The organism is Ruegeria sp. BE10, from assembly GCF_056538905.1.
Genome location: NZ_JBQFTX010000001.1, coordinates 103,182 through 121,920, shown reverse-complemented (window position 1 = coordinate 121,920; position 18,739 = coordinate 103,182). Strand labels below are relative to the sequence as shown.

Here is an 18,739-nt window from a genome sequence, read left to right as displayed (position 1 = left end):
TTGGACGTACTCTCTCTGATCCCTCAATTCGGCAACTTGCTTTATACCATCGTTGCCTTTGTGATCGCCCTGTCCGTCATCGTCGCGGTACATGAATACGGCCATTATATCGTCGGGCGTTGGTCCGGTATCCATGCCGAGGTGTTCTCGGTCGGGTTTGGCCCGGTATTGTGGAGCCGTATCGACAAACGCGGAACACGTTGGCAGATCGCAGCCTTGCCTTTCGGCGGGTATGTCAAATTCCTTGGGGATGCCAACGCCGCATCCGGCAAGGACGAAGGCGCAATGCAGGAAATCACCGAGCAAACCCCCGAAGAGCTACGCCGCACCATGCACGGCGCGCCCTTGTGGGCGCGGGCAGCTACCGTTGCCGCAGGGCCGGTGTTCAACTTTGTGATGTCCATTGTGGTGTTTGGCCTGATTTTTATGTCTCAGGGCGTTACGCGCGATCCTTTTACAGTCGGCGAATTGCGCTCGTTGCCCGGTTCGGTGCAGGAGTTGCAGGACGGGGATGAAATCGTCGCAATTGCGGGTCTTCCCGTTCCTGATTTTGATCAGCAGGGGGCCTGGTCTGATTTTACGGATGCACTGCCTGTTGAACCGGAGTTGGATTACACGGTGATCCGCGATGGGCAGACACTGGATGTATCCGGCCCCTGGTTGTTCCCGGCGCTGATCCAACAGGTCGTTCCACGCAGTGCAGCCATGGATATCGATCTGAAGTCGGGCGACGTTATCACGGCCGTCAACGGCGATCCTATCTTTGCCTTTGAGCAGCTCAAAGAACATGTAGAGGGATCGGACGGCAAGGTTCTGTTGCTGAACGTTTGGCGCGACGGGGCCGAGCTTGAATTTGCCCTGGCCCCGCGTCGCACGGATGAGCCGCAGCCGGAAGGTGGCTTTGTGACCCATTGGCGCATCGGGATTGTGGGTGGAATGGCTTTGGAACCAGCGACGGAACCCGCGGGCCTTCTGGCATCTCTTTCCGGCGGTGTGCAGCAGACCATTCGCATTGTTGACGGCTCTTTGTCGGGCGTCTGGCATATGGTGACGGGGGCGATCAGCACCTGCAACATTTCCGGTCCCATCGGCATTGCGGAAACTTCGGGCGCTATGGCCAGTCAGGGTGCTCAGAATTTCATTTTCTTTATTGCCGTTCTGTCGACCGCAGTAGGCTTGCTGAACCTTTTTCCCATTCCGGCATTGGATGGGGGCCATCTGGTATTCTATGCGTATGAGGCTATTGCAGGCAAACCACCCAGCGACGGTGTACTGCGCGTGCTTATGGGGGTTGGCGTATCGTTGATCCTTGGACTTATGGTCTTTTCGGTTACGAACGATCTGTTCTGCTGATTGTGGCATTGATCACAAGAAAATGCCCCAATTCCGCCTCAATTCCAGCTTAGCTTAATAGCCGGTAATTGAACCGTGTCAGAGGTAGTTATGACAAAGGCCCTGCGTAAATCCGCCAAAAGCTTTGGGTGCTTGTTCGTGTTGAACTGGGATACATTGCTGTTCTTCGGTGTGACTGCCGTGGCAATGGGCGGTTGGGCCTATTTGATCACTATGTGATTCTTAAGACCTGTTATTGAAACTACACAAGGCGGCCCACGGGCCGCTTTCTGTTTTGGTCTTTTGACAAGGCTAAATATTCTCGCTAATCAGCTTTAAAGTCCAAAAATATTGGGTAGTGAAAAATATGACTGATAGGCGAGGCGCGGGCACATCCTGCGGTGGGCAGAAGCCGAAAAACAAGATTTTGTGGCGGTCACTAACGTTAATATTCCTTCTTACATTGGTAGGTTTTGTACCGTTTCCGCAGGCCGCGTGGGCGCAAAATTTCGTCTTTAATTCGTTCGATGTCGAAGGCAACCGACGTATCGAAACCTCGACCATTATTGAACGTACAGGAATCGAGCCGGGCCAGTCGGTCACAGCGGGCGAATTGAACGATGCGTATCAGCGTTTGCTTGACAGTGGTGTTTTTGAGACAGTCGAATTGACGCCGCGTGGCAGTACGCTGGTTATCGAAGTTGAAGAATATCCGACAATCAATCAGATCAGCGTTGAAGGTAACAGCCGCGTAAAAGACGACGTGCTGCTTGAAGCGATCTCATCAGAGCCACGCCGCGTCTTTACACCGCAAGTCGCGGAGGCTGACGCCGACCTGATCGCCGAGATCTACTCGTCTCAGGGACGGGTGTCTGCAACGGTCATTCCCCGCATCATTCGCCGCAGTGACAACCGTGTCGATCTGGTATTCGAGGTCGCAGAAGGGACCACGATCGAAGTCGAGCGTGTGAGTTTTGTCGGCAACCGAGCTTATTCTGACCGGCGCCTGCGCAGGGTTCTGGAATCGAAACAGGCGAATATCCTGCGGACGTTTGTAAGCAGCGATACTTTCATTGCTGACCGGATCGAATTCGACAAACAGGTCATTCGGGATTTCTACTTGTCGCGTGGTTATGTCGATTTCCGCGTGAACAGCGCAAATGTGGAATTCACTCGCGAGCGCGACGCTTTCTTCTTGGTGATGAACATCACCGAAGGTCAAAAATTCTCATTTGGGCAGATCAGCACTGTCAGCGAAATTCCGGGTGTGGATCCTGCTCCGTATCAGGATGCACTGAAAATTCGACCGGGAGTGACTTACACTCCGATGCTGATCGAAAACTCGATTGCGCGGATGGAACGTCTCGGCATCAAGCAGGGCGTCGATTTCCTGCGTGTGGAGCCGCGCGTGACGCGCAACGCACGTGACTTGACGCTGGATGTGCAGTTTGTTCTGACCAAAGGCCCAAGGATTTTTGTCGAGCGGATCGATATTGAAGGCAACACAACCACGCTTGACCGCGTGATCCGTCGTCAATTCGATACGGTGGAAGGTGACCCCTTTAACCCGCGTGAGATCCGTCAGGCCGCCGAACGTATCCGGGCCTTGGGTTTCTTTGCTGCGGCCGATGTCGAACCGCGCGAAGGGTCTTCGCCCAGCCAGGTGATTGTGGATGTGGATGTAGAGGAACAGCCGACGGGTTCGCTGAGCCTGGGTGGTAGCTACTCGGTTTCTGATGGTTTCGGGGTTGCGATTGGCCTTCAGGAATCTAACTTCCTGGGACGCGGGCAAACAATTGGCGTCAATTTGTCGACTGCCCAGGATGCCGAACAATACACGTTGAACTTCTCAGAACCTTACCTGCTGGGGCGCAAACTTCGGTTTGATCTGGGATTGGGTCTGTCGACGACCAATTCAAGCTTTGCCAGTTATGACACCGAGACGCTATTCTTCCGGCCTCAGTTGAGCTATGCGATTGGCGAGTTGTCATCCCTGCGTCTGCGCTATGGTTGGCAAAACAGCGAAATGACCCAGCAAGGTGACGAAACTAACGGTGCAGTCATTTCTTCGGAAATTGATCAGGGTGAGCGTACCACCAGTTCTCTTGGCCTCTCATATGTTTATGACAGCCGGATCGGAGGTCTGAACCCGAATGCAGGCGTCCTGTTTGAGGCCGGTATCGATGCTGCAGGACTGGGCGGCGACAACGAATACTTCAAGACGACGGCCCGTGGTGTCGCCCAGACACGTGTCTGGAACGAAGAAGTTGTTCTGCGTGCGTCGATGGAAGTCGGTGCGCTGCACTGGAGAGGTGATGATTTCAGCCGCACTATCGACCGCTTTGTTTTGGGACCCAGCATCTTCCGCGGGTTCGAGCCCGCGGGTCTTGGTCCGCGCGACTTGTCCAACGGACAGGATGACGCGATCGGGGGCAATTACTATTGGGTTGCGCGTTTGGAGTCGGATTTCCCGCTGGGTCTGCCCGAAGAATTCGGCCTGCGTGGCGGCGTGTTCTACGACTTTGGTAACTTGTACAATCTAAACGACGTCAATACGACCGGTGCCGATATCGTCGGCGAAGACGGCTCGATCCGCCACGTAATTGGTGTGTCGGTTCTGTGGGAAACGCCGTTTGGTCCGCTGCGCTTCAACTTCTCGAAAGCGTTGAAAAAGGAAGACTTTGACAAAGAGCAGAATTTCGACCTGACGGTTCAGGCTCGGTTCTGATCCTGAATGTTGAAAAGTGTGTTCATGAAACTGCAGGGCCCTTTATGGGCCCTGTGTGTATTTCTGACCCTTGTCTTTTTGGAGCCAGTAGCGGCCCAACAATTGGGGGTTCCGCAAAGCAGCGTGGTGACGTTGTCCAGCGAGCGTTTGTTTGCTGAATCTGCCTTTGGTCAACGTGTCCTTCGAGAGATAGAGGCCGAAGGCGTTCTTTTAGGGGAAGAAAACGAACGGATCGTGGCCGAGCTGAGCCGGGAGGAAAAGGTTCTGACGGAACAGCGTGCGACCATGACGGCCGAAGAATTTCGCCCCCTGGCCGATGCCTTTGACGAAAAGGTTCAGTCGCATCGGGAGGGGCAGCGCGCAAAACTGGACGTGTTGGCACGACGCAGTGAAGAGGCTCGGCAGATGTTTCTGGAACTTGCACGGCCGGTTTTGATTGACCTGCTACGCGAATCCGGCGCTTCGATCATTATTGAACGATCCAGCGTTTTCCTCAGTTCGGATCGAACCGATATCACCGATGCCGCCATTGCTCGGATCAATGCGGCGATCGGCGACGGCAGCGCCGTTGAAAATGGGGCCAGTGAATAGGTTTGCTTGCCCTTAGGGCGCGGTATTGCTAACCACGCCGCAAACAGAAATCCAGAATGGGACTACAACACCATGAGCACGGAAACCAAAAGCGCCGACATCCAGTTGATCCAACGGATTTTGCCGCACCGCTATCCGTTTCTGCTGGTCGACAAGGTGGTTGATATCTCGGGTTATCAATCGGCCGTTGGCATCAAGAATGTCACAATGAACGAACCACATTTTCAGGGCCATTTTCCCGGAACGCCGATCATGCCCGGCGTGACCATTGTTGAAGCGATGGCGCAAACTGCAGGTGTGATGCTGGGTGTCGGTATGGACGTGATCGACAGCGAATTGCTGATCTATTTCATGAACATCGACAAGTGCAAATTCCGCCGCAAAGTGATCCCTGGCGATGTGCTTGAAATGCACGTGGAAACCGTGCGGGGTAAGAAGGGTGGCAAGATCTTCAAATTCAGCGGCCGGGCGACGGTTGATGGCGAAGTCGCAGCCGAAGCCGAATTTTCGGCCTATGTCGACTGGGACATGGAAAAGACAACATGAGCGGCATTCACCCCAGCGCAATCATCGAAGACGGTGCGCAGATCGGTGAAGGCTGCTCCATCGGACCATTCTGCTTTGTCGGCAGTCAGGTTAAGCTGGGCGACCGGGTCGAATTGAAGTCCCATGTCGTCGTGACCGGCGACACCCAGATCGGTGATGAGACCGTGATCTTCAATTTCTCGGTGATCGGAGAAATTCCGCAGGACCTGAAATTCGGGGGTGAGGATACGCGGCTTGAGATCGGCAAGCGTAACCGCATTCGTGAACATGTGACGGTGAATGCCGGAACCGAGGGCGGCGGCGGTGTGACCCGGATCGGCGACGATTGTCTTTTTATGGCAGGTGTGCACGTGGCGCATGACGTTCAGATCGGGGATCGTGTGATCATGGTGAACCATTCCGGCGCGGCGGGTCACTGTGTCATCGAGGATGATGTGATCGTGGGCGGAATTTCCGGCCTTCATCAATGGGTGCGCGTGGGCCGTGGCGCGATCATCGGCGCACTGACTATGGTGCCCAATGACGTGATCCCATATGGCCTGGTTCAGGCGCCTCGGGGTGAGTTGGACGGACTGAACCTGGTTGGCTTGAAACGGCGCGGTGTCTCGCGCGAGGATATCTCGGCCCTGCGTGCTGCATTCCGCGAATTGTCGACTGGCGATGGCACGTTCATGGAACGCGCGCACCGGGTAGGTGTGGACAACGAAAGCGAATATGTGCAGCGGATCGTGGATTTCGTGACCGGGCAATCCGATCGCTCGTTCCTGACGCCGAGGAAATAGGTCGATGCTGGCATTGATTGCTGGAACAGGCGCATTGCCGGGCGAAGTGGTTGACCAACTTTCCGATCGCCCTCTGATTTGTGCGATGGAAGGGTTCACACCGGACACTTTGACTGCGGATATCGTCTTTCAATTGGAACAGCTGGGAAGCTTCCTTGCGGATTTGAAAGCGCGCGGCGTGACCGAGATTTGCATGGCTGGCGCGGTGCGCCGTCCCGCGATTGATCCATCGCGGATTGATGCGGCCACGATGACTCTGGTTCCAGTACTGCAACAGGCGATGATGTCCGGGGATGACGGGGCATTGCGCGCCGTGATCGGCATATTCGAAAACTCTGGACTGACCGTTCGTGCCGCTCACGAAATTGCCCCGGCGTTACTGCCGGAACTAGGGTGCCTTACCGAAACGCAGCCATCCGAGGCTGAACTGTCCGATGCAGACAGGGCAGCGGGTATTCTACGGGCCATGGGAGCTGCGGATATCGGTCAGGCTTGTGCGGTGTCCAAAGGGCAGGCGCTTGCGGTCGAAAGCATCTACGGCACAGATTGGATGCTGCAATCCTTGACCCAACGACCGGATGCGGGGGGTGGCGTTTTGTTCAAAGCGCCGAAACCCGATCAGGACCGACGTGCTGACTTGCCGACCATTGGCCCTGGGACCGTTTCTGGTGCGGTGGCAGCTGGGCTAGCGGGTATTGTCATCGAAAAAGGTGGCGTGATCGTGTTGCAACAGGATCGTGTGATCGACGAATGCAACCGTCTGGGCCTGTTTCTGTATGTGCGTGAGCGGGCGATCTGATGCGAGTCTTCCTGGTCGCCGGTGAACCTTCGGGCGACCGTTTGGGCGGCGCCTTGATGGAAGGGTTGCGCAGTCTCGTACCCGATATCCAGTTCGATGGCGTTGGCGGACCGCTGATGCAGGCACAGGGTTTGGACAGCCGCTTTCCAATGGCCGAACTGTCGGTGATGGGGCTGGTTGAGGTTTTGCCCAAGTTCTTCCACCTGAAACGCCGGATTTCTGAGACCGCTCAGGCCGTTCTGGATACGCAGCCCGATGTATTGATTACCATCGACAGCCCGGATTTTTCACTGCGCGTCGCCAAGCAGGTAAAAGCGCAGAGTGATATCAGAACGGTGCATTACGTCGCCCCCAGTGTCTGGGCATGGCGCCCCGGGCGCGCGGACAAGATGGCCAAGGTGATCGACCAAGTTCTGGCGTTGTTACCATTTGAACCGCCCTATATGGAACGTGCAGGGATGGAGTGTGATTTCGTTGGTCATCCGGTGGCCAGCGAACCGATAGCTTCGGATCAGGATATCCAGGATTTTCGCGCGACCTACGAACTGGGCGACGCACCGATCATACTGGCGCTTCCTGGTTCGCGTGGAAGCGAGATTGAGCGTCTGGCTCCGATCTTTGGTGAGGCGCTGCGCCTTTATCTGAATGAACGGCCGTGCGCACGTATTGTGGTGCCCGCGGTTGCGCATATGGTGGATACCGTCACCGAGCATATGCAAAGCTGGCCCGGAAACCCTGTTGTCGTCGATCCGCGCGAGATGCCTTCGGATCAGGCACAAGCACAAAAGCGGGTCGCGTTTGCGGCGGCAGAGTTGTCACTCGCCGCTTCGGGGACGGTTTCGTTGGAACTGGCCGCGCAATCGACGCCTATGGTGATAGCGTATAATCTGAACTGGCTGACCACTCTGATTGCCAAGCGGATGGTCAAGCTGGATACTGTAACGCTCGTCAATCTGGTGTCCGAGACCCGAACAGTCCCCGAGTGTTTGCTGGATGATTGTCAGCCTGAACAGATAGCAGGGGCGTTGAAACAGGTCGCGGCTGCCCCCGATGCGCAGCGCGATGCCATGACCCTCACGATGGAACGTCTGGGGCGCGGAGGTGAGGCCCCCGGTTTGAGGGCCGCCCGAGCCGTTCTTGATCGGATGACTCCGTAATGCTGGACTTCGTGCTGTTCGGACTGTCCGCCTTTATGGCTCAGATTCTGACCAATCTGGACAATCTGGCGGCGCTGCTGGCGCTATCGCTGGTGTCGGGGGCCAAACGCGCGGTCTTTGGCTTTCTGCTTGCGCAGGGGGTCGTGATCAGCGCAGCGCTTTTGCTGGCGTTGGGGGTTGAGGATGTCGTGCCGCACTGGGCCGGGTATCTGGGTCTGATACCTCTGAGTTTGGGCATCTTAGCCTTGATCCGGCAAAGGCGGGGAACCGAGACTGAAACGCACGCAAATCTGGATACCGGGGCGTCGGTGATCATGGTCACGCTGCTGTTCATCAGCCTGTCGATGGATACGTTTGCCGTCCTTGCGCCTCTGCTGGCCGACTCGGCCCCCACGTTCAGAACGGCTGGTGTTATCGGGGCCGTGTTGGCGGCACTTGGTCTGGCAACCGTTGCGCTGTTAGGGGCCAAAGCGCCGTTCATGAGCGGCACGCTGGCCCGGCGGTTGGAACGGTTGGTTCCCTATGTGATGATTTGCGCCGGGCTCTATATCCTTAGCAACTCGTGGACGGACGCGATTTAGTACCCGCGCCAGATCCAGCCGCCGCCAAAGATACGGCTGCCTTCCGACGCGTAGAACACACAGGCCTGACCGGGTGAGACACCTTCTTCGGGCGTCAACAGCTCAACCTCTGCCGTGGTATTGGACAAAGGTCTTACGATCGCCTCGCGCGGGGGTCGGGTCGAGCGGACCTTAACCAGAACATGCCATTCATCTCGTGAGGTGAAGGGTTCATCCCCAAGCCAATTGATTTCACGCACAGGAATGGTTCGGGTGGCCAGCATCTCTTTGGGGCCAACAACGACTTGTTTCGCATCGACGTCCAGTTTTACGACATACAGTGGCTCGCTAAGGCCACCGATGCCCAGACCGCGGCGTTGTCCGATGGTATAGTGGATCACACCGTTATGCTGCGCCAGAACGCGACCGTCCGCATGCACGATCTCACCGGGTTCTGCCGCACCGGGGCGCAGTTTTTCGATGACGCTGGCATAATTGCCGTTGGGCACGAAGCAGATGTCCTGACTGTCCGGCTTGTCCGCCACGGCCAGCCCGTATTGCGCTGCCATCTCGCGGGTGGCGTCCTTCGAGGGCAGGTGGCCCAGAGGGAAACGCAGGAAATCCAACTGCTCGGGTGTGGTCGAGAACAGGAAATAGGACTGATCGCGGTTCGCGTCCTCGGCGCTATGCAACTCTGGCCCATTGGGACCCATTTTGCGTTGGATATAGTGACCGGTGGCCATGCAGTCGGCCTCAAGATCTTTGGCGGTCTCCAGCAAATCCTTGAATTTGACCCGTTCGTTGCAGCGGATGCAGGGCACCGGAGTAGCACCTGCCAGATAGCTGTCAGCAAACTCGTCGATCACCGCGTCTTTGAAGATGTTCTCGTAATCCAGAACATAGTGCGGAAATCCGCGTTCCTCGGCCACACGGCGTGCGTCATGGATATCGATCCCCGCACAGCAAGCACCTTTCTTGGCCAGCGCTGCACCATGATCGTAAAGCTGTAGCGTTACACCAACCACGTCATAGCCCTGGTCGGCCAGGTGGGCCGCCACGACAGAGCTGTCTACGCCACCGGACATGGCAACAACCACCCGCGTTTCCGAGGGCGGTTTGGCAAAGCCAAGCGAATTGAGTTGGGTCTCGGCAGCGAGGGCCATGGTGATTCCAGTGCGGGTTAAGAAAGACCGGCAGAATATAGGAAAATTCTACACACTCTCAAGGGGCGGTTTCACTCAGCATTAAGTAGGGTGGTGTCAGCTTTGTCGCAGCACGAAGAGGGTCATAAAATGTTTTTGCACAAAGTTGAAGGTCCAAGATCCATAACCTTACCAGATGGAACGGTTTTATCGCGCGCCGATCTGCCGCCAAAGGATACGACACGCTGGGTCGCATCGCGCAAGGCAATCGTCGTGCGGGGGGTGGTTTATGGGCTGATCACACTGTCAGACGCCAAGAAGCGATACGGCCTCAGTGATGAGGAATTTAACGCGTGGGTTGCGGCCGTCGCAGAACACGGCACGAACGCTTTAAAGGTGACCGCGATAAAAAAATATCGACAACCTAAGGGTGAAAGGGAATAAATGATTCAACGGTAACGTCAGATTAACCATTTTTGAGCAGGCTCAATTTGAATTGGTAAATTGACCCGAATTGGAGCAGTAAATGCGTATACTTCTTGTCGAGGATGATCCGACTACGTCCAAAAGCATTGAATTAATGCTGACACACGCAAACCTCAACGTCTATGCAACGGATTTGGGTGAGGAAGGTATCGATCTTGCAAAGCTTTATGACTACGATCTGATCCTGCTGGACTTGAATTTGCCGGACATGAATGGGCATGAAGTCCTGCGGCAACTGCGCATCGCTCGGGTGGAAACACCAATCCTGATCCTGTCAGGCGCAGACGACACGGAAAGCAAAATCAAAGGTTTTGGGTTCGGTGCCGACGATTATATGACCAAGCCCTTCCATCGAGAGGAGTTGGTGGCCCGAATCCATGCCATCATCCGCCGCTCAAAAGGGCATTCGCAATCCATCATCCAGACCGGTCGCGTTGCGGTTAACCTCGATGCCAAAACGGTCGAAGTGGAAGGCAAGGCGGTTCATCTGACCGGTAAGGAATATCAGATGCTTGAGCTGCTCAGCCTACGCAAGGGCACCACGTTGACTAAAGAGATGTTCCTGAACCACCTCTATGGCGGCATGGACGAGCCCGAGTTGAAAATCATCGACGTTTTCATCTGCAAGCTGCGTAAGAAACTCAGCAACGCCACCAGTGGTGAAAATTACATCGAGACAGTTTGGGGCAGGGGCTATGTCCTGCGTGATCCGCAAAGCAACAGTGTTGACGAAACGCGGATGGCGGTTGGGGCCTGATTTGAACATGGTCGCCCGTGGTCCGGGGCGACCGCTTTCACTCACTGAACAGTACGTCTGGACCTGAACATGACCTCGCCCTATCACTGAGGTCCAAGACTAAGTGACAGGGCGAGGCCATGAGCAAGTTGATTCCGGTATCTGACCTGACTGAACAGGCCGCGCGCGCTGAGTTGGCGCAATTGGCCGAACAGTTGGCGCGGGCAAACACGCTGTATTACGGCGAAGACGCCCCCGAGATTTCGGACGCCGAATATGATGCGCTCAAGCGTCGAAATGCTGAAATCGAAACGCGGTTTCCGCAACTAAAGCGCGCCGACAGCCCCTCGGATCAAGTCGGCGCTCGCCCGTCTGATGGTTTTTCGAAAGTTACCCATGCTGTTCGCATGATGTCGCTCGGCAATGCGTTCGACGACGAAGACGTGCAGGATTTTGACCGCTCAATCCGAAAGTACCTCGGGTTAGAAGCATCTAAACCTTTGTCTTACACGGCTGAACCTAAAATTGACGGTCTGTCGCTTTCCTTGCGGTATGAGAAGGGCAAATTGGTTCAGGCGGCCACCCGCGGAGACGGCGAAGTTGGTGAAAATGTCACGGCAAATGCCCGGACGATTTCAGATATTCCCCAAACCTTGGAAAATGCGCCGGACATTTTGGAAGTTCGGGGCGAGGTCTACATGTCTCATGAAGACTTTGAAAAGCTAAATGCGCGGCAGGAAGAGGCAGGTGAAAAGCCTTTCGCCAATCCACGAAACGCAGCAGCGGGTTCCTTGCGGCAATTGGATTCGTCCGTCACGCGATCCCGGCCATTGCGGTTCTTTGCCTATGCCTGGGGTGAGCTGTCCGAACCCTTGGCAGAAACCCAAATGAAGGCAATTGATCGGTTGCGCGGTCTTGGTTTCGCCACCAATTCCCTGACCCAGCTGTGTGAAACGACGGATCAGATGCTGGCGCATTACCGTGAAATCGAGGCCCAACGATCCACCTTGGGTTATGATATCGACGGCGTCGTCTACAAAGTGAACGATCTGTCCTTGCAGGGGCGTCTGGGGTTCCGCTCCACAACCCCCCGCTGGGCGATTGCGCACAAGTTTCCTGCGGAACTGGCCTGGACCCGACTTGAAGCGATCGACATTCAGGTTGGCCGCACTGGGGCGCTCAGCCCGGTTGCCAGGTTGCACCCGGTCACAGTGGGTGGTGTGGTCGTGTCGAATGCCACCTTGCACAACGAAGATTATATTGCGGGTCGTGACGCCAAAGGTGGTACTATCCGCGACGGCAAGGATATTCGGGTCGGTGATTGGGTGCAGGTATACCGAGCCGGTGATGTGATCCCGAAACTGGCCGATGTCGATATCTCGAAACGACCCGAAGGGGCAGAGCCGTTTCAGTTCCCCAAGACCTGCCCCCAATGCAACAGCGACGCGGTCCGCGAAGAGGGCGACGCAGTGCGCCGCTGTACCGGGGGTGTAATTTGTCCGGCACAGGCGGTTGAAAAGCTGAAGCACTTCGTTTCTCGCAAGGCCTTCGACATCGAAGGTTTGGGCGCCAAGCAGATCGAGATGTTCTACGATGACCCGGATCTGCCAGTCAGAACGCCGGTCGATATTTTCACCCTGCAGACACGCGACGCGGCAAACCTGAACAAACTAGCCAATCGAAAAGGCTGGGGGGCGCAAAGTGCGGGTAATCTGTGGGAGGCCATCGACGAGAAACGCAAAATTCCCTTTGGTCGGCTACTGTTTGCACTGGGCATCCGCCATTTGGGTGAGGCCGCGTCGAACCTGATCGCGACACATTATGGAAACTGGGGTGACTTTGAACGCGCCATTACCTCTGCGGCGGGGTTCGAAGGCCCCGAATGGGACGACTTGTTGGGCGTGGATGGCGTCGGCGAGGTTATGGCCCGCGCCCTCATATCAGCCTTCGCGCAAAAGGCCGAGCGCGCCAGCATTGATGCGCTGGTCGCCCAGCTGGACATACAAGAGGCGAAACGCCCCGACACAGCCGGCAGTCCGGTCGCAGGCAAAACGGTCGTCTTCACGGGCACGCTGGAAAAGATGACTCGCGCCGAGGCCAAGGCCCGCGCCGAGGCATTAGGGGCTAAAGTCTCGGGTTCGGTCAGCAAGAAAACCGACATTCTGGTTGCCGGCCCCGGTGCTGGCTCCAAGGCAAAGAAAGCTGCTGAACTGGGTATTGAAACATTGGATGAGGATGGCTGGTTGCAGCTGATCGGAACCGCATGAGCGGGCGCCCGGAAAGCCTGTTTCCGCTGTTCGCGGGGTTGGAAACATTGGATGGGGTTGGGCCGAAGACAGCTCAGGTCTTGACCCAAGCGGGGACGGAGTCGCCGCGCGATGTGCTGTTCAGCCTGCCATATGCCGTCATTGACCGCCGTCGGCGCGATACGATTCAGGGTGTTGACCTGCCGACCACACTGACAGTTGAAGTGACTGTTGGTACGCACCGGCCCGCCCGCAATAAGGGCGGTGCTTACCGGGTGCATGTCGAGGATAGCCAGGCAGATTTCCAGTTGGTGTTCTTTCACGCGCGCGGTGACTACCTGAAGCGTATTTTGCCGGAAGGTTCACGGCGGGTGATTTCGGGCAAGCTCGAACTGTTCGATGGCATGGCGCAGATGGTCCACCCGGATCATATGGTGCCTGTGGAAGAGGCCCAGGAAATTCCGGATTTTGAACCGGTGTATCATCTGACACAGGGGATCACACAGAAAACGGCCTATAAAGCTGCCCGCAGCGCGTTGGCGCGGGTCCCGGAATTGGCTGAATGGATCGATCCCACCCTGGTGGCTAAGCAAGGGTGGTCAGCCTGGGCCACTGCAATTGCAGCTGCGCATAACCCGCAGGGGGCAGATGATGTGGCGCCTCATGCTCCCGCACGGGAACGTCTGGCCTATGATGAGTTGTTTGCGCATCAATTGACGTTGGCCTTGGCCCGTCAGCGAGAGCGGAAAGCGCGGGGTCTGGTCAGTGTCGGAACGGGGGCTTTGCAGGCCAAGGTTCTTGCCAGCCTGCCATATCAACCTACCAAAGCGCAGCTGCGGGCCATTGACGACATCGGTGGCGATATGGCCTCGGACGCGCGTATGAACCGGTTATTGCAGGGCGACGTGGGTGCGGGCAAGACGCTGGTGGCCTTCATGGCCTTGCTCATCGCGGTCGAGGCCAAAGGCCAGGGCGTCATGATGGCGCCTACCGAAATTCTGGCCCGGCAACATCTGGAGGGATTGCGCCCGTTGGCCGAAGAGGCTGGGGTCGTGCTGGAAATCCTCACTGGCCGGGACAAGGGCGCGGAACGACGTGCAAAGCTGGCGGCGCTGAAGAATGGCGATATTCAAATCCTGGTCGGAACTCACGCGGTATTTCAAAGCGATGTTGAATTCAGGGCGCTCCGGCTGGCGATTGTCGATGAACAACACCGGTTCGGTGTTCGGCAACGAATGGAGTTGTCGGAAAAAGGGCAGGGCGCGGATGTGCTGGTGATGACCGCCACTCCGATCCCTCGCAGTCTGGCCTTGGCGCAATATGGCGATATGGATGTTTCGGTGCTGGACGAAAAACCGCCGGGACGAAAACCCATCAAGACTGCCATCATCAGCACAGATCGCATGGACGATGTCGTTTCGCACCTACGTCGAGCGATTGATGAAGGACGTCAGTGTTACTGGGTCTGTCCGTTGGTCGACGAATCCGAAGTTTCGGACCTTACGGCAGCCGAAGAGCGTTTCAAGCGCTTGCGCGCCATTCTGGGCGAAGGAGTGGTCGGGTTGGTGCATGGCCAGATGCCATCGGTCGATAAAGATGCTGCCATGAAGGCCTTTCAGGACGGGCAAACCAAGATACTTGTCGCCACAACCGTGATCGAGGTTGGGGTAAATGTCCCAAACGCCTCGATCATGGTCATAGAGCGCGCTGAGATTTTTGGGCTTGCGCAACTGCACCAGTTGCGCGGACGCGTTGGGCGTGGTGAGGCGGATTCAACCTGCCTGCTGATGTATCAGCCTCCGCTCAGTGAAAGCGGGCGGAAACGATTAGAAGTGCTACGCGAAACCGAAGACGGGTTTCGTATTTCAGAAACTGATCTGCAAATGCGTGGCGCGGGTGATTTGATCGGGACAGCGCAATCCGGGTTGCCGAAATTTCGGATCGCAGACCTGGAACGTCAGGCAGGGTTGATGGCAACGGCGCAGACTGATGCCCGTGCGTTTCTGTCTGCTGATCCCCGTTTGAAATCGGACCGGGGGCAGGCGGCACGTGTTCTGCTGTGGCTTATGAAACAGGATCAGGCAATCCGTTTGATTTCAGTAGGTTAGAAATTTTGTTCCACTAAGTTCACAAATGTTCTCAAAAAGTTCTTTACCGACTCATCAAAATATGAGAACAAAAGGTCAACAAAGGATTAAATCTCGACCGGAGGTGAGACCATGCTGACCCAGATCAAGACCGCCCTGAGCCGCTCGCAATCGACGATTTTGCAAGATGCTGTGGGGGCCGTGTCTTTGGTGGTCATGTTGATGGTTGCACTGCACCTGCCCGGAGCGTTCTAAGCCTTTCTGCCTGCGATCTCGTGCCGACCATACCGCGCTGTCATCCCCATTTCAGTCAAGGGTGACCTGCCTGTCCCAATTCCCTTGAGGGGCCTGCCTCGGCCCCGTGCGGCTATCCGGACCCCACGCGAGACACGCACAACCTGCCGCCGCCCTTTCCGCCCGGAAGGTGCGGCGGTTTTTTCTTATAACTGCCCGGTTTTCATGATCTCAAGAAGCGCGGACAGAACGGAATTCACTGCGACCGAAGCCAAGATCATTCCCATGACCCGGCTGATAATCGCAGCACCCGAAGAACGGATGACACGGATTATCGGGTCCGCCAGCAGCATCAGAACAAACGAAATCAGAATAACGGACAGCATGACCAGCGCCGTAATACCCTGATCCGCGGCGCTGTAACGGTTATTGTCGGTGAGAATGACAATCGCCAGCATTGCACCGGGTGACGCCAAGGACGGTACTGCCAACGGGAAAATCGCCGGATTGGGTTTGTTGGCGGAAATCTCCATTTCCTCTTCAGCTTCATGCTGTTCGACGACTTGTTTGCTTTCGCCAAAGATCATTGTCAGCGCAAAAAGGAACAGGATGATACCACCAGCGACCTGAAACGAATTCAGTCCGATATCCAGCGCCTCGATCAGCAATTGGCCGAAAATCAAAAAGAACAGAAGGACACCAGCGCTGACCAACGCGGCGAGCAGGGCGGTTTTGCGACGGGCCGCTGCAGTCAGGCCCGCCGTGACGGCTATGAAAACAGGGATTGTGCCAATCGGGTCAATTACGACCCAGAGTGTAACAAAGTGTTCAAGCAATTTTTCCATCCAATCCCCCCGACATCATGCGGGGTGATTAAACCGGATTGCCCGCAAAAATTCCAATGTTATGCGCAATTTGCCTGTTCAGCTTGCCGCATCGCTTCGGCGGTGGCCTCAAGGGCCAGCAGTATCGATGCGTGGCGGTTTTTGTAGTCCCGCGCAGGGATCAGAACTTCGAGCCCATCAAATGGTGCATCAGGTACGGGTCCGTCTTTCTTCAACATGGCGGCCAATTGATCGCGTGCAGTTTCCACCTGCGCCCGAGTCGCCCCGATGATGGCACTGCCCACGACTGAGGCCGAAGCCTGGCCCAAGGCACAGGCTTTGACGTCCTGCCCGAACTCCGAGATCTTGCCGTCCTGTATCTTCACATCCACGGTCACCGTCGACCCGCACAGGGGTGAGCGTTTTTTCACCGTAGCATCAGGATTCTCAAGCCGGTCCAGATGCGGAATATCCGCAGCCAGCGCCAGAATGCGGCCGGAATAGAGCTTTATCAGGTCGTTCTCGCCGGACATGACTTTCCCTCGTTGTCTGTTCCCCATACATAGTGAGCATCTACCGGGATGCAAAAGGTTTTTCTCATGTCTGCCACCGTCACGTTTGATCCGTCCTCGCTGAAGTTTAATGAGGCCGGGCTGATCCCTGCCATCGCTCAGGATGCAAGCTCGGGCGAAGTGTTGATGATGGCCTGGATGAATGTTCAAGCCGTTGAGAAGACGTTGGAAACCGGGCGCGTCACATATTGGTCGCGGTCGCGTCAATCGTTTTGGATCAAGGGCGAAACCTCGGGCCATGTGCAGGAATTGGTGGATTTCCGCTTTGATTGCGACCGCGATTGTTTGCTAGTTCTAGTGCGTCAAACCGGTGCTGCGTGCCATACAAATCGCCGTACCTGCTTCTATACCGCGGTACGAGACGGCGACGAGGTCGAGCTGATGTCATCCATGGAGTGACCGGTTCACAGTCCAACCATCGCCCGGATATCTGCTGGCGACGCCCCCTCGGCCCGGTATTTCGAGATCGCCCGCGCATCGTCACGCTTGGCTAGACGTTTTCCTACGTCGTCGCGGATCAACCGGTGATGAAGGTACTGCGGTGTCGGTAAACCCAGCAAGGCTTGCAGCACAACATGAATACGGGTCGCTTCGAACAGGTCCTGTCCGCGTACAACGTGGGTAATACCCTGTGCGGCGTCGTCCAAGACCACTGACAAGTGATAAGACGTTCCCATATCGCGTCGCGACAGGATAACGTCGCCGATTGTGTCTGTCAGCTCGCCTAAAGAAAACGGGATGGTGCCCGTCTCTCCATTTGGTCCCGCGCCGGATTCGTGAAATGCGCCGACTTTTGCACCGGGTTGGGCTGAACCCGTAAGCACGCGGCCTGCAGCGACCATATCCAATCTCAAAGGAATGTCCGTGGGACGTTGTGTGTCTCGACGTTTGCCATGGCACGTCCCAGGGTAAATGATCCCGTCTGGACCGTGCAGCGGTGCACCTTCTTGTGGGGCACTGGCCGCAGCGGCGATATCTTTGCGGTTGCAGGTGCAGGGATAAAGCAGGCCCCGCGACCACAAGTCATCCAATGCTCTGTCATATACTGCCAACCGGTCGGACTGACGCATGATGGGTTCAGGCCACCACAGCTCAAGCCACCGCAGGTCATCATAAATTTGTTCTTCCCAGTGGGGGCGCGATCGAGATTGGTCGATATCCTCGATCCGCAACAGGAATTGACCGTCTTCAGACCCGGCCAGATCATGGGCGAGCATCGCTGAATACGCATGTCCCAGATGCAGCGGACCTGTGGGAGACGGCGCAAATCGGGTTTTAAAAATCACGCTTTTTCAACGATATATACGTCCGACTTAAGGTCCATTCCTGGTAGGTGAGGACCGTATTCCCGAAACAGCAACCGAGCTGCTCCCATATCAAGCCAATCATTCAAGCGTGAAGTGTAAGAGACGTCCTCAAGCGCATGATCATTAAAGGAAAAGCCAAGCAGGCCGCCTTCGGGAAGCGCGCGCATCAGCATATCGAAAACCTCGGGCGGTGCTGCGCCAACCCCAATGACACCGATTGCGGTGATCGCCTTGTAGGCTCCTTGATCCAACGGATCGGGATTGGTGATCTCAAAGGTTGAAAGACTTCGATAGACCCCCTTGGCCAGAGCGCCTTCTAGCATCTTCGGAGTTGGATCAACGCCGTCAATCACTTCGAAACCCGCCGCATGCAAGGCTACACCGGACAATCCGGTGCCACAGCCATAATCCAGGATCGGAGTTTGCGGCTCGGGCAGCTTTGACCATAACGCCTCGGCCACCCGCCCGGGGGTCGCATAGCCATGCGCGCCAACCTCGGCATCATAGGAGGACGCCCATTTTTGATAGTGCGCATGCGTCTCTTGCGGGGTGTCCAGACTATAGACGTCTTTGAGGTACTTATCGCTCATACACAGATACTACGCTGCAT

At 56.2% G+C, this 18,739-nt stretch carries 20 protein-coding genes; 15 read left to right on the top strand and 5 right to left on the bottom strand.

The features are described 5' to 3' along the window. From rseP to ACR0M2_RS00600, 9 genes are all read left to right on the top strand, one after another. On the top strand, positions 1-1,353 hold the full coding sequence (gene rseP, locus ACR0M2_RS00640; RefSeq protein WP_226688478.1) for an RIP metalloprotease RseP: 1,353 nt from the start codon (positions 1-3) through the stop codon (positions 1,351-1,353). Positions 1,354-1,443: 90 nt separating this feature from the next. Then, complete coding sequence (locus ACR0M2_RS00635) at positions 1,444-1,572, top strand: hypothetical protein (RefSeq protein WP_264187062.1); 129 nt, start codon at positions 1,444-1,446, stop codon at positions 1,570-1,572. Positions 1,573-1,699: 127 nt separating this feature from the next. After that, positions 1,700-4,060 carry an outer membrane protein assembly factor BamA gene (gene bamA, locus ACR0M2_RS00630; RefSeq protein WP_170358378.1) on the top strand — a complete coding sequence of 787 codons (2,361 nt, stop codon included), beginning with the start codon at positions 1,700-1,702 and terminating at the stop codon, positions 4,058-4,060. A gap of 24 nt (positions 4,061-4,084) precedes the next feature. Next, positions 4,085-4,651: an OmpH/Skp family outer membrane protein gene (locus ACR0M2_RS00625; protein ID WP_254428437.1), complete on the top strand. Its 567-nt coding sequence runs from the start codon at positions 4,085-4,087 to the stop codon at positions 4,649-4,651. Positions 4,652-4,723: 72 nt separating this feature from the next. Continuing rightward, complete coding sequence (gene fabZ / locus ACR0M2_RS00620; RefSeq protein ID WP_170358383.1) at positions 4,724-5,197, top strand: 3-hydroxyacyl-ACP dehydratase FabZ; 474 nt, start codon at positions 4,724-4,726, stop codon at positions 5,195-5,197. Further along, positions 5,194-5,979: an acyl-ACP--UDP-N-acetylglucosamine O-acyltransferase gene (lpxA, locus tag ACR0M2_RS00615; protein ID WP_480703769.1), complete on the top strand. Its 786-nt coding sequence runs from the start codon at positions 5,194-5,196 to the stop codon at positions 5,977-5,979. The genes fabZ and lpxA overlap by 4 nt, the downstream gene beginning before the upstream one ends. Positions 5,980-5,983: 4 nt before the next feature. Beyond that, on the top strand, positions 5,984-6,778 hold the full coding sequence (locus ACR0M2_RS00610) for an LpxI family protein (protein ID WP_480703768.1): 795 nt from the start codon (positions 5,984-5,986) through the stop codon (positions 6,776-6,778). Continuing rightward, entirely contained in the window at positions 6,778-7,935 is a 1,158-nt protein-coding gene (lpxB, locus tag ACR0M2_RS00605; protein WP_170409774.1) for a lipid-A-disaccharide synthase, read from the top strand. Before ACR0M2_RS00610 ends, lpxB begins: the two co-directional genes overlap by 1 nt. Continuing rightward, the gene (locus ACR0M2_RS00600) at positions 7,935-8,516 is read left to right on the top strand and encodes a cadmium resistance transporter (RefSeq protein ID WP_170358391.1); all 582 of its coding nucleotides are present in this window, start codon (positions 7,935-7,937) and stop codon (positions 8,514-8,516) included. The genes lpxB and ACR0M2_RS00600 overlap by 1 nt, the downstream gene beginning before the upstream one ends. Here ACR0M2_RS00600 and mnmA read toward each other — a convergent pair. Further along, on the bottom strand, positions 8,513-9,658 hold the full coding sequence (gene mnmA, locus ACR0M2_RS00595; protein ID WP_170348649.1) for a tRNA 2-thiouridine(34) synthase MnmA: 1,146 nt from the start codon (positions 9,656-9,658) through the stop codon (positions 8,513-8,515). The two genes, ACR0M2_RS00600 and mnmA, sit on opposite strands and share 4 nt — an antisense overlap. 129 nt (positions 9,659-9,787) lie before the next feature. Here mnmA and sciP point away from each other — a divergent pair, with 129 nt between their 5' ends. From sciP to ACR0M2_RS00570, 5 genes are all read left to right on the top strand, one after another. Next, positions 9,788-10,081, top strand: coding sequence for a CtrA inhibitor SciP (sciP, locus tag ACR0M2_RS00590; protein WP_480703767.1), 294 nt, complete (start codon positions 9,788-9,790; stop codon positions 10,079-10,081). Between the two features lie 82 nt (positions 10,082-10,163). Next, positions 10,164-10,880, top strand: coding sequence for a response regulator transcription factor CtrA (gene ctrA / locus ACR0M2_RS00585; protein ID WP_170348651.1), 717 nt, complete (start codon positions 10,164-10,166; stop codon positions 10,878-10,880). A gap of 119 nt (positions 10,881-10,999) precedes the next feature. After that, positions 11,000-13,126, top strand: coding sequence for an NAD-dependent DNA ligase LigA (ligA, locus tag ACR0M2_RS00580; protein ID WP_170348652.1), 2,127 nt, complete (start codon positions 11,000-11,002; stop codon positions 13,124-13,126). Next, positions 13,123-15,213, top strand: coding sequence for an ATP-dependent DNA helicase RecG (gene recG / locus ACR0M2_RS00575; protein ID WP_480703766.1), 2,091 nt, complete (start codon positions 13,123-13,125; stop codon positions 15,211-15,213). The genes ligA and recG overlap by 4 nt, the downstream gene beginning before the upstream one ends. A gap of 111 nt (positions 15,214-15,324) precedes the next feature. Further along, the gene (locus ACR0M2_RS00570) at positions 15,325-15,447 is read left to right on the top strand and encodes a hypothetical protein (protein ID WP_264187059.1); all 123 of its coding nucleotides are present in this window, start codon (positions 15,325-15,327) and stop codon (positions 15,445-15,447) included. A 185-nt stretch (positions 15,448-15,632) separates the two neighbouring features. On the opposite strand, the gene ACR0M2_RS00565 is transcribed toward ACR0M2_RS00570, so the two are convergent. Together ACR0M2_RS00565 and ACR0M2_RS00560 are read right to left on the bottom strand one after the other, a co-directional pair. After that, positions 15,633-16,271 carry a MarC family protein gene (locus ACR0M2_RS00565; protein ID WP_170348654.1) on the bottom strand — a complete coding sequence of 213 codons (639 nt, stop codon included), beginning with the start codon at positions 16,269-16,271 and terminating at the stop codon, positions 15,633-15,635. 59 nt (positions 16,272-16,330) lie between these two features. Next, a complete protein-coding gene (locus tag ACR0M2_RS00560) occupies positions 16,331-16,783 on the bottom strand; it encodes an iron-sulfur cluster assembly scaffold protein (protein WP_170393997.1) in 453 nt (150 codons plus the stop codon). Positions 16,784-16,831: 48 nt separating this feature from the next. On the opposite strand from ACR0M2_RS00560, the gene hisI reads away from it, so the two are divergent. After that, positions 16,832-17,221, top strand: coding sequence for a phosphoribosyl-AMP cyclohydrolase (gene hisI, locus ACR0M2_RS00555; RefSeq protein WP_480703765.1), 390 nt, complete (start codon positions 16,832-16,834; stop codon positions 17,219-17,221). A 5-nt stretch (positions 17,222-17,226) separates the two neighbouring features. Here hisI and gluQRS read toward each other — a convergent pair whose 3' ends face one another. Then, positions 17,227-18,108, bottom strand: a complete 882-nt coding sequence (gluQRS, locus tag ACR0M2_RS00550; protein ID WP_480703764.1) for a tRNA glutamyl-Q(34) synthetase GluQRS — start codon at positions 18,106-18,108, stop codon at positions 17,227-17,229. Next, positions 18,105-18,719 (bottom strand): class I SAM-dependent DNA methyltransferase, encoded by a 615-nt coding sequence (locus ACR0M2_RS00545; RefSeq protein WP_480703763.1) that lies wholly within the window; start codon positions 18,717-18,719, stop codon positions 18,105-18,107. Before ACR0M2_RS00545 ends, gluQRS begins: the two co-directional genes overlap by 4 nt. Positions 18,720-18,739 lie beyond the last annotated feature (20 nt).

What these genes read in the sequence shown, in the direction of transcription:
- ACR0M2_RS00635 (WP_264187062.1), top strand. Translation starts at nt 1,444, where the DNA reads ATGACAAAGGCCCTGCGTAAATCCGCCAAAAGCTTTGGGTGCTTGTTC.
- bamA (WP_170358378.1), top strand. Translation starts at nt 1,700, where the DNA reads ATGACTGATAGGCGAGGCGCGGGCACATCCTGCGGTGGGCAGAAGCCG.
- ACR0M2_RS00625 (WP_254428437.1), top strand. Translation starts at nt 4,085, where the DNA reads ATGAAACTGCAGGGCCCTTTATGGGCCCTGTGTGTATTTCTGACCCTT.
- fabZ (WP_170358383.1), top strand. Translation starts at nt 4,724, where the DNA reads ATGAGCACGGAAACCAAAAGCGCCGACATCCAGTTGATCCAACGGATT.
- lpxA (WP_480703769.1), top strand. Translation starts at nt 5,194, where the DNA reads ATGAGCGGCATTCACCCCAGCGCAATCATCGAAGACGGTGCGCAGATC.
- ACR0M2_RS00610 (WP_480703768.1), top strand. Translation starts at nt 5,984, where the DNA reads ATGCTGGCATTGATTGCTGGAACAGGCGCATTGCCGGGCGAAGTGGTT.
- lpxB (WP_170409774.1), top strand. Translation starts at nt 6,778, where the DNA reads ATGCGAGTCTTCCTGGTCGCCGGTGAACCTTCGGGCGACCGTTTGGGC.
- ACR0M2_RS00600 (WP_170358391.1), top strand. Translation starts at nt 7,935, where the DNA reads ATGCTGGACTTCGTGCTGTTCGGACTGTCCGCCTTTATGGCTCAGATT.
- mnmA (WP_170348649.1), bottom strand. Translation starts at nt 9,658, where the DNA reads ATGGCCCTCGCTGCCGAGACCCAACTCAATTCGCTTGGCTTTGCCAAA.
- sciP (WP_480703767.1), top strand. Translation starts at nt 9,788, where the DNA reads ATGTTTTTGCACAAAGTTGAAGGTCCAAGATCCATAACCTTACCAGAT.
- ctrA (WP_170348651.1), top strand. Translation starts at nt 10,164, where the DNA reads ATGCGTATACTTCTTGTCGAGGATGATCCGACTACGTCCAAAAGCATT.
- ligA (WP_170348652.1), top strand. Translation starts at nt 11,000, where the DNA reads ATGAGCAAGTTGATTCCGGTATCTGACCTGACTGAACAGGCCGCGCGC.
- recG (WP_480703766.1), top strand. Translation starts at nt 13,123, where the DNA reads ATGAGCGGGCGCCCGGAAAGCCTGTTTCCGCTGTTCGCGGGGTTGGAA.
- ACR0M2_RS00570 (WP_264187059.1), top strand. Translation starts at nt 15,325, where the DNA reads ATGCTGACCCAGATCAAGACCGCCCTGAGCCGCTCGCAATCGACGATT.
- ACR0M2_RS00565 (WP_170348654.1), bottom strand. Translation starts at nt 16,271, where the DNA reads ATGGAAAAATTGCTTGAACACTTTGTTACACTCTGGGTCGTAATTGAC.
- ACR0M2_RS00560 (WP_170393997.1), bottom strand. Translation starts at nt 16,783, where the DNA reads ATGTCCGGCGAGAACGACCTGATAAAGCTCTATTCCGGCCGCATTCTG.
- hisI (WP_480703765.1), top strand. Translation starts at nt 16,832, where the DNA reads ATGCAAAAGGTTTTTCTCATGTCTGCCACCGTCACGTTTGATCCGTCC.
- ACR0M2_RS00545 (WP_480703763.1), bottom strand. Translation starts at nt 18,719, where the DNA reads ATGAGCGATAAGTACCTCAAAGACGTCTATAGTCTGGACACCCCGCAA.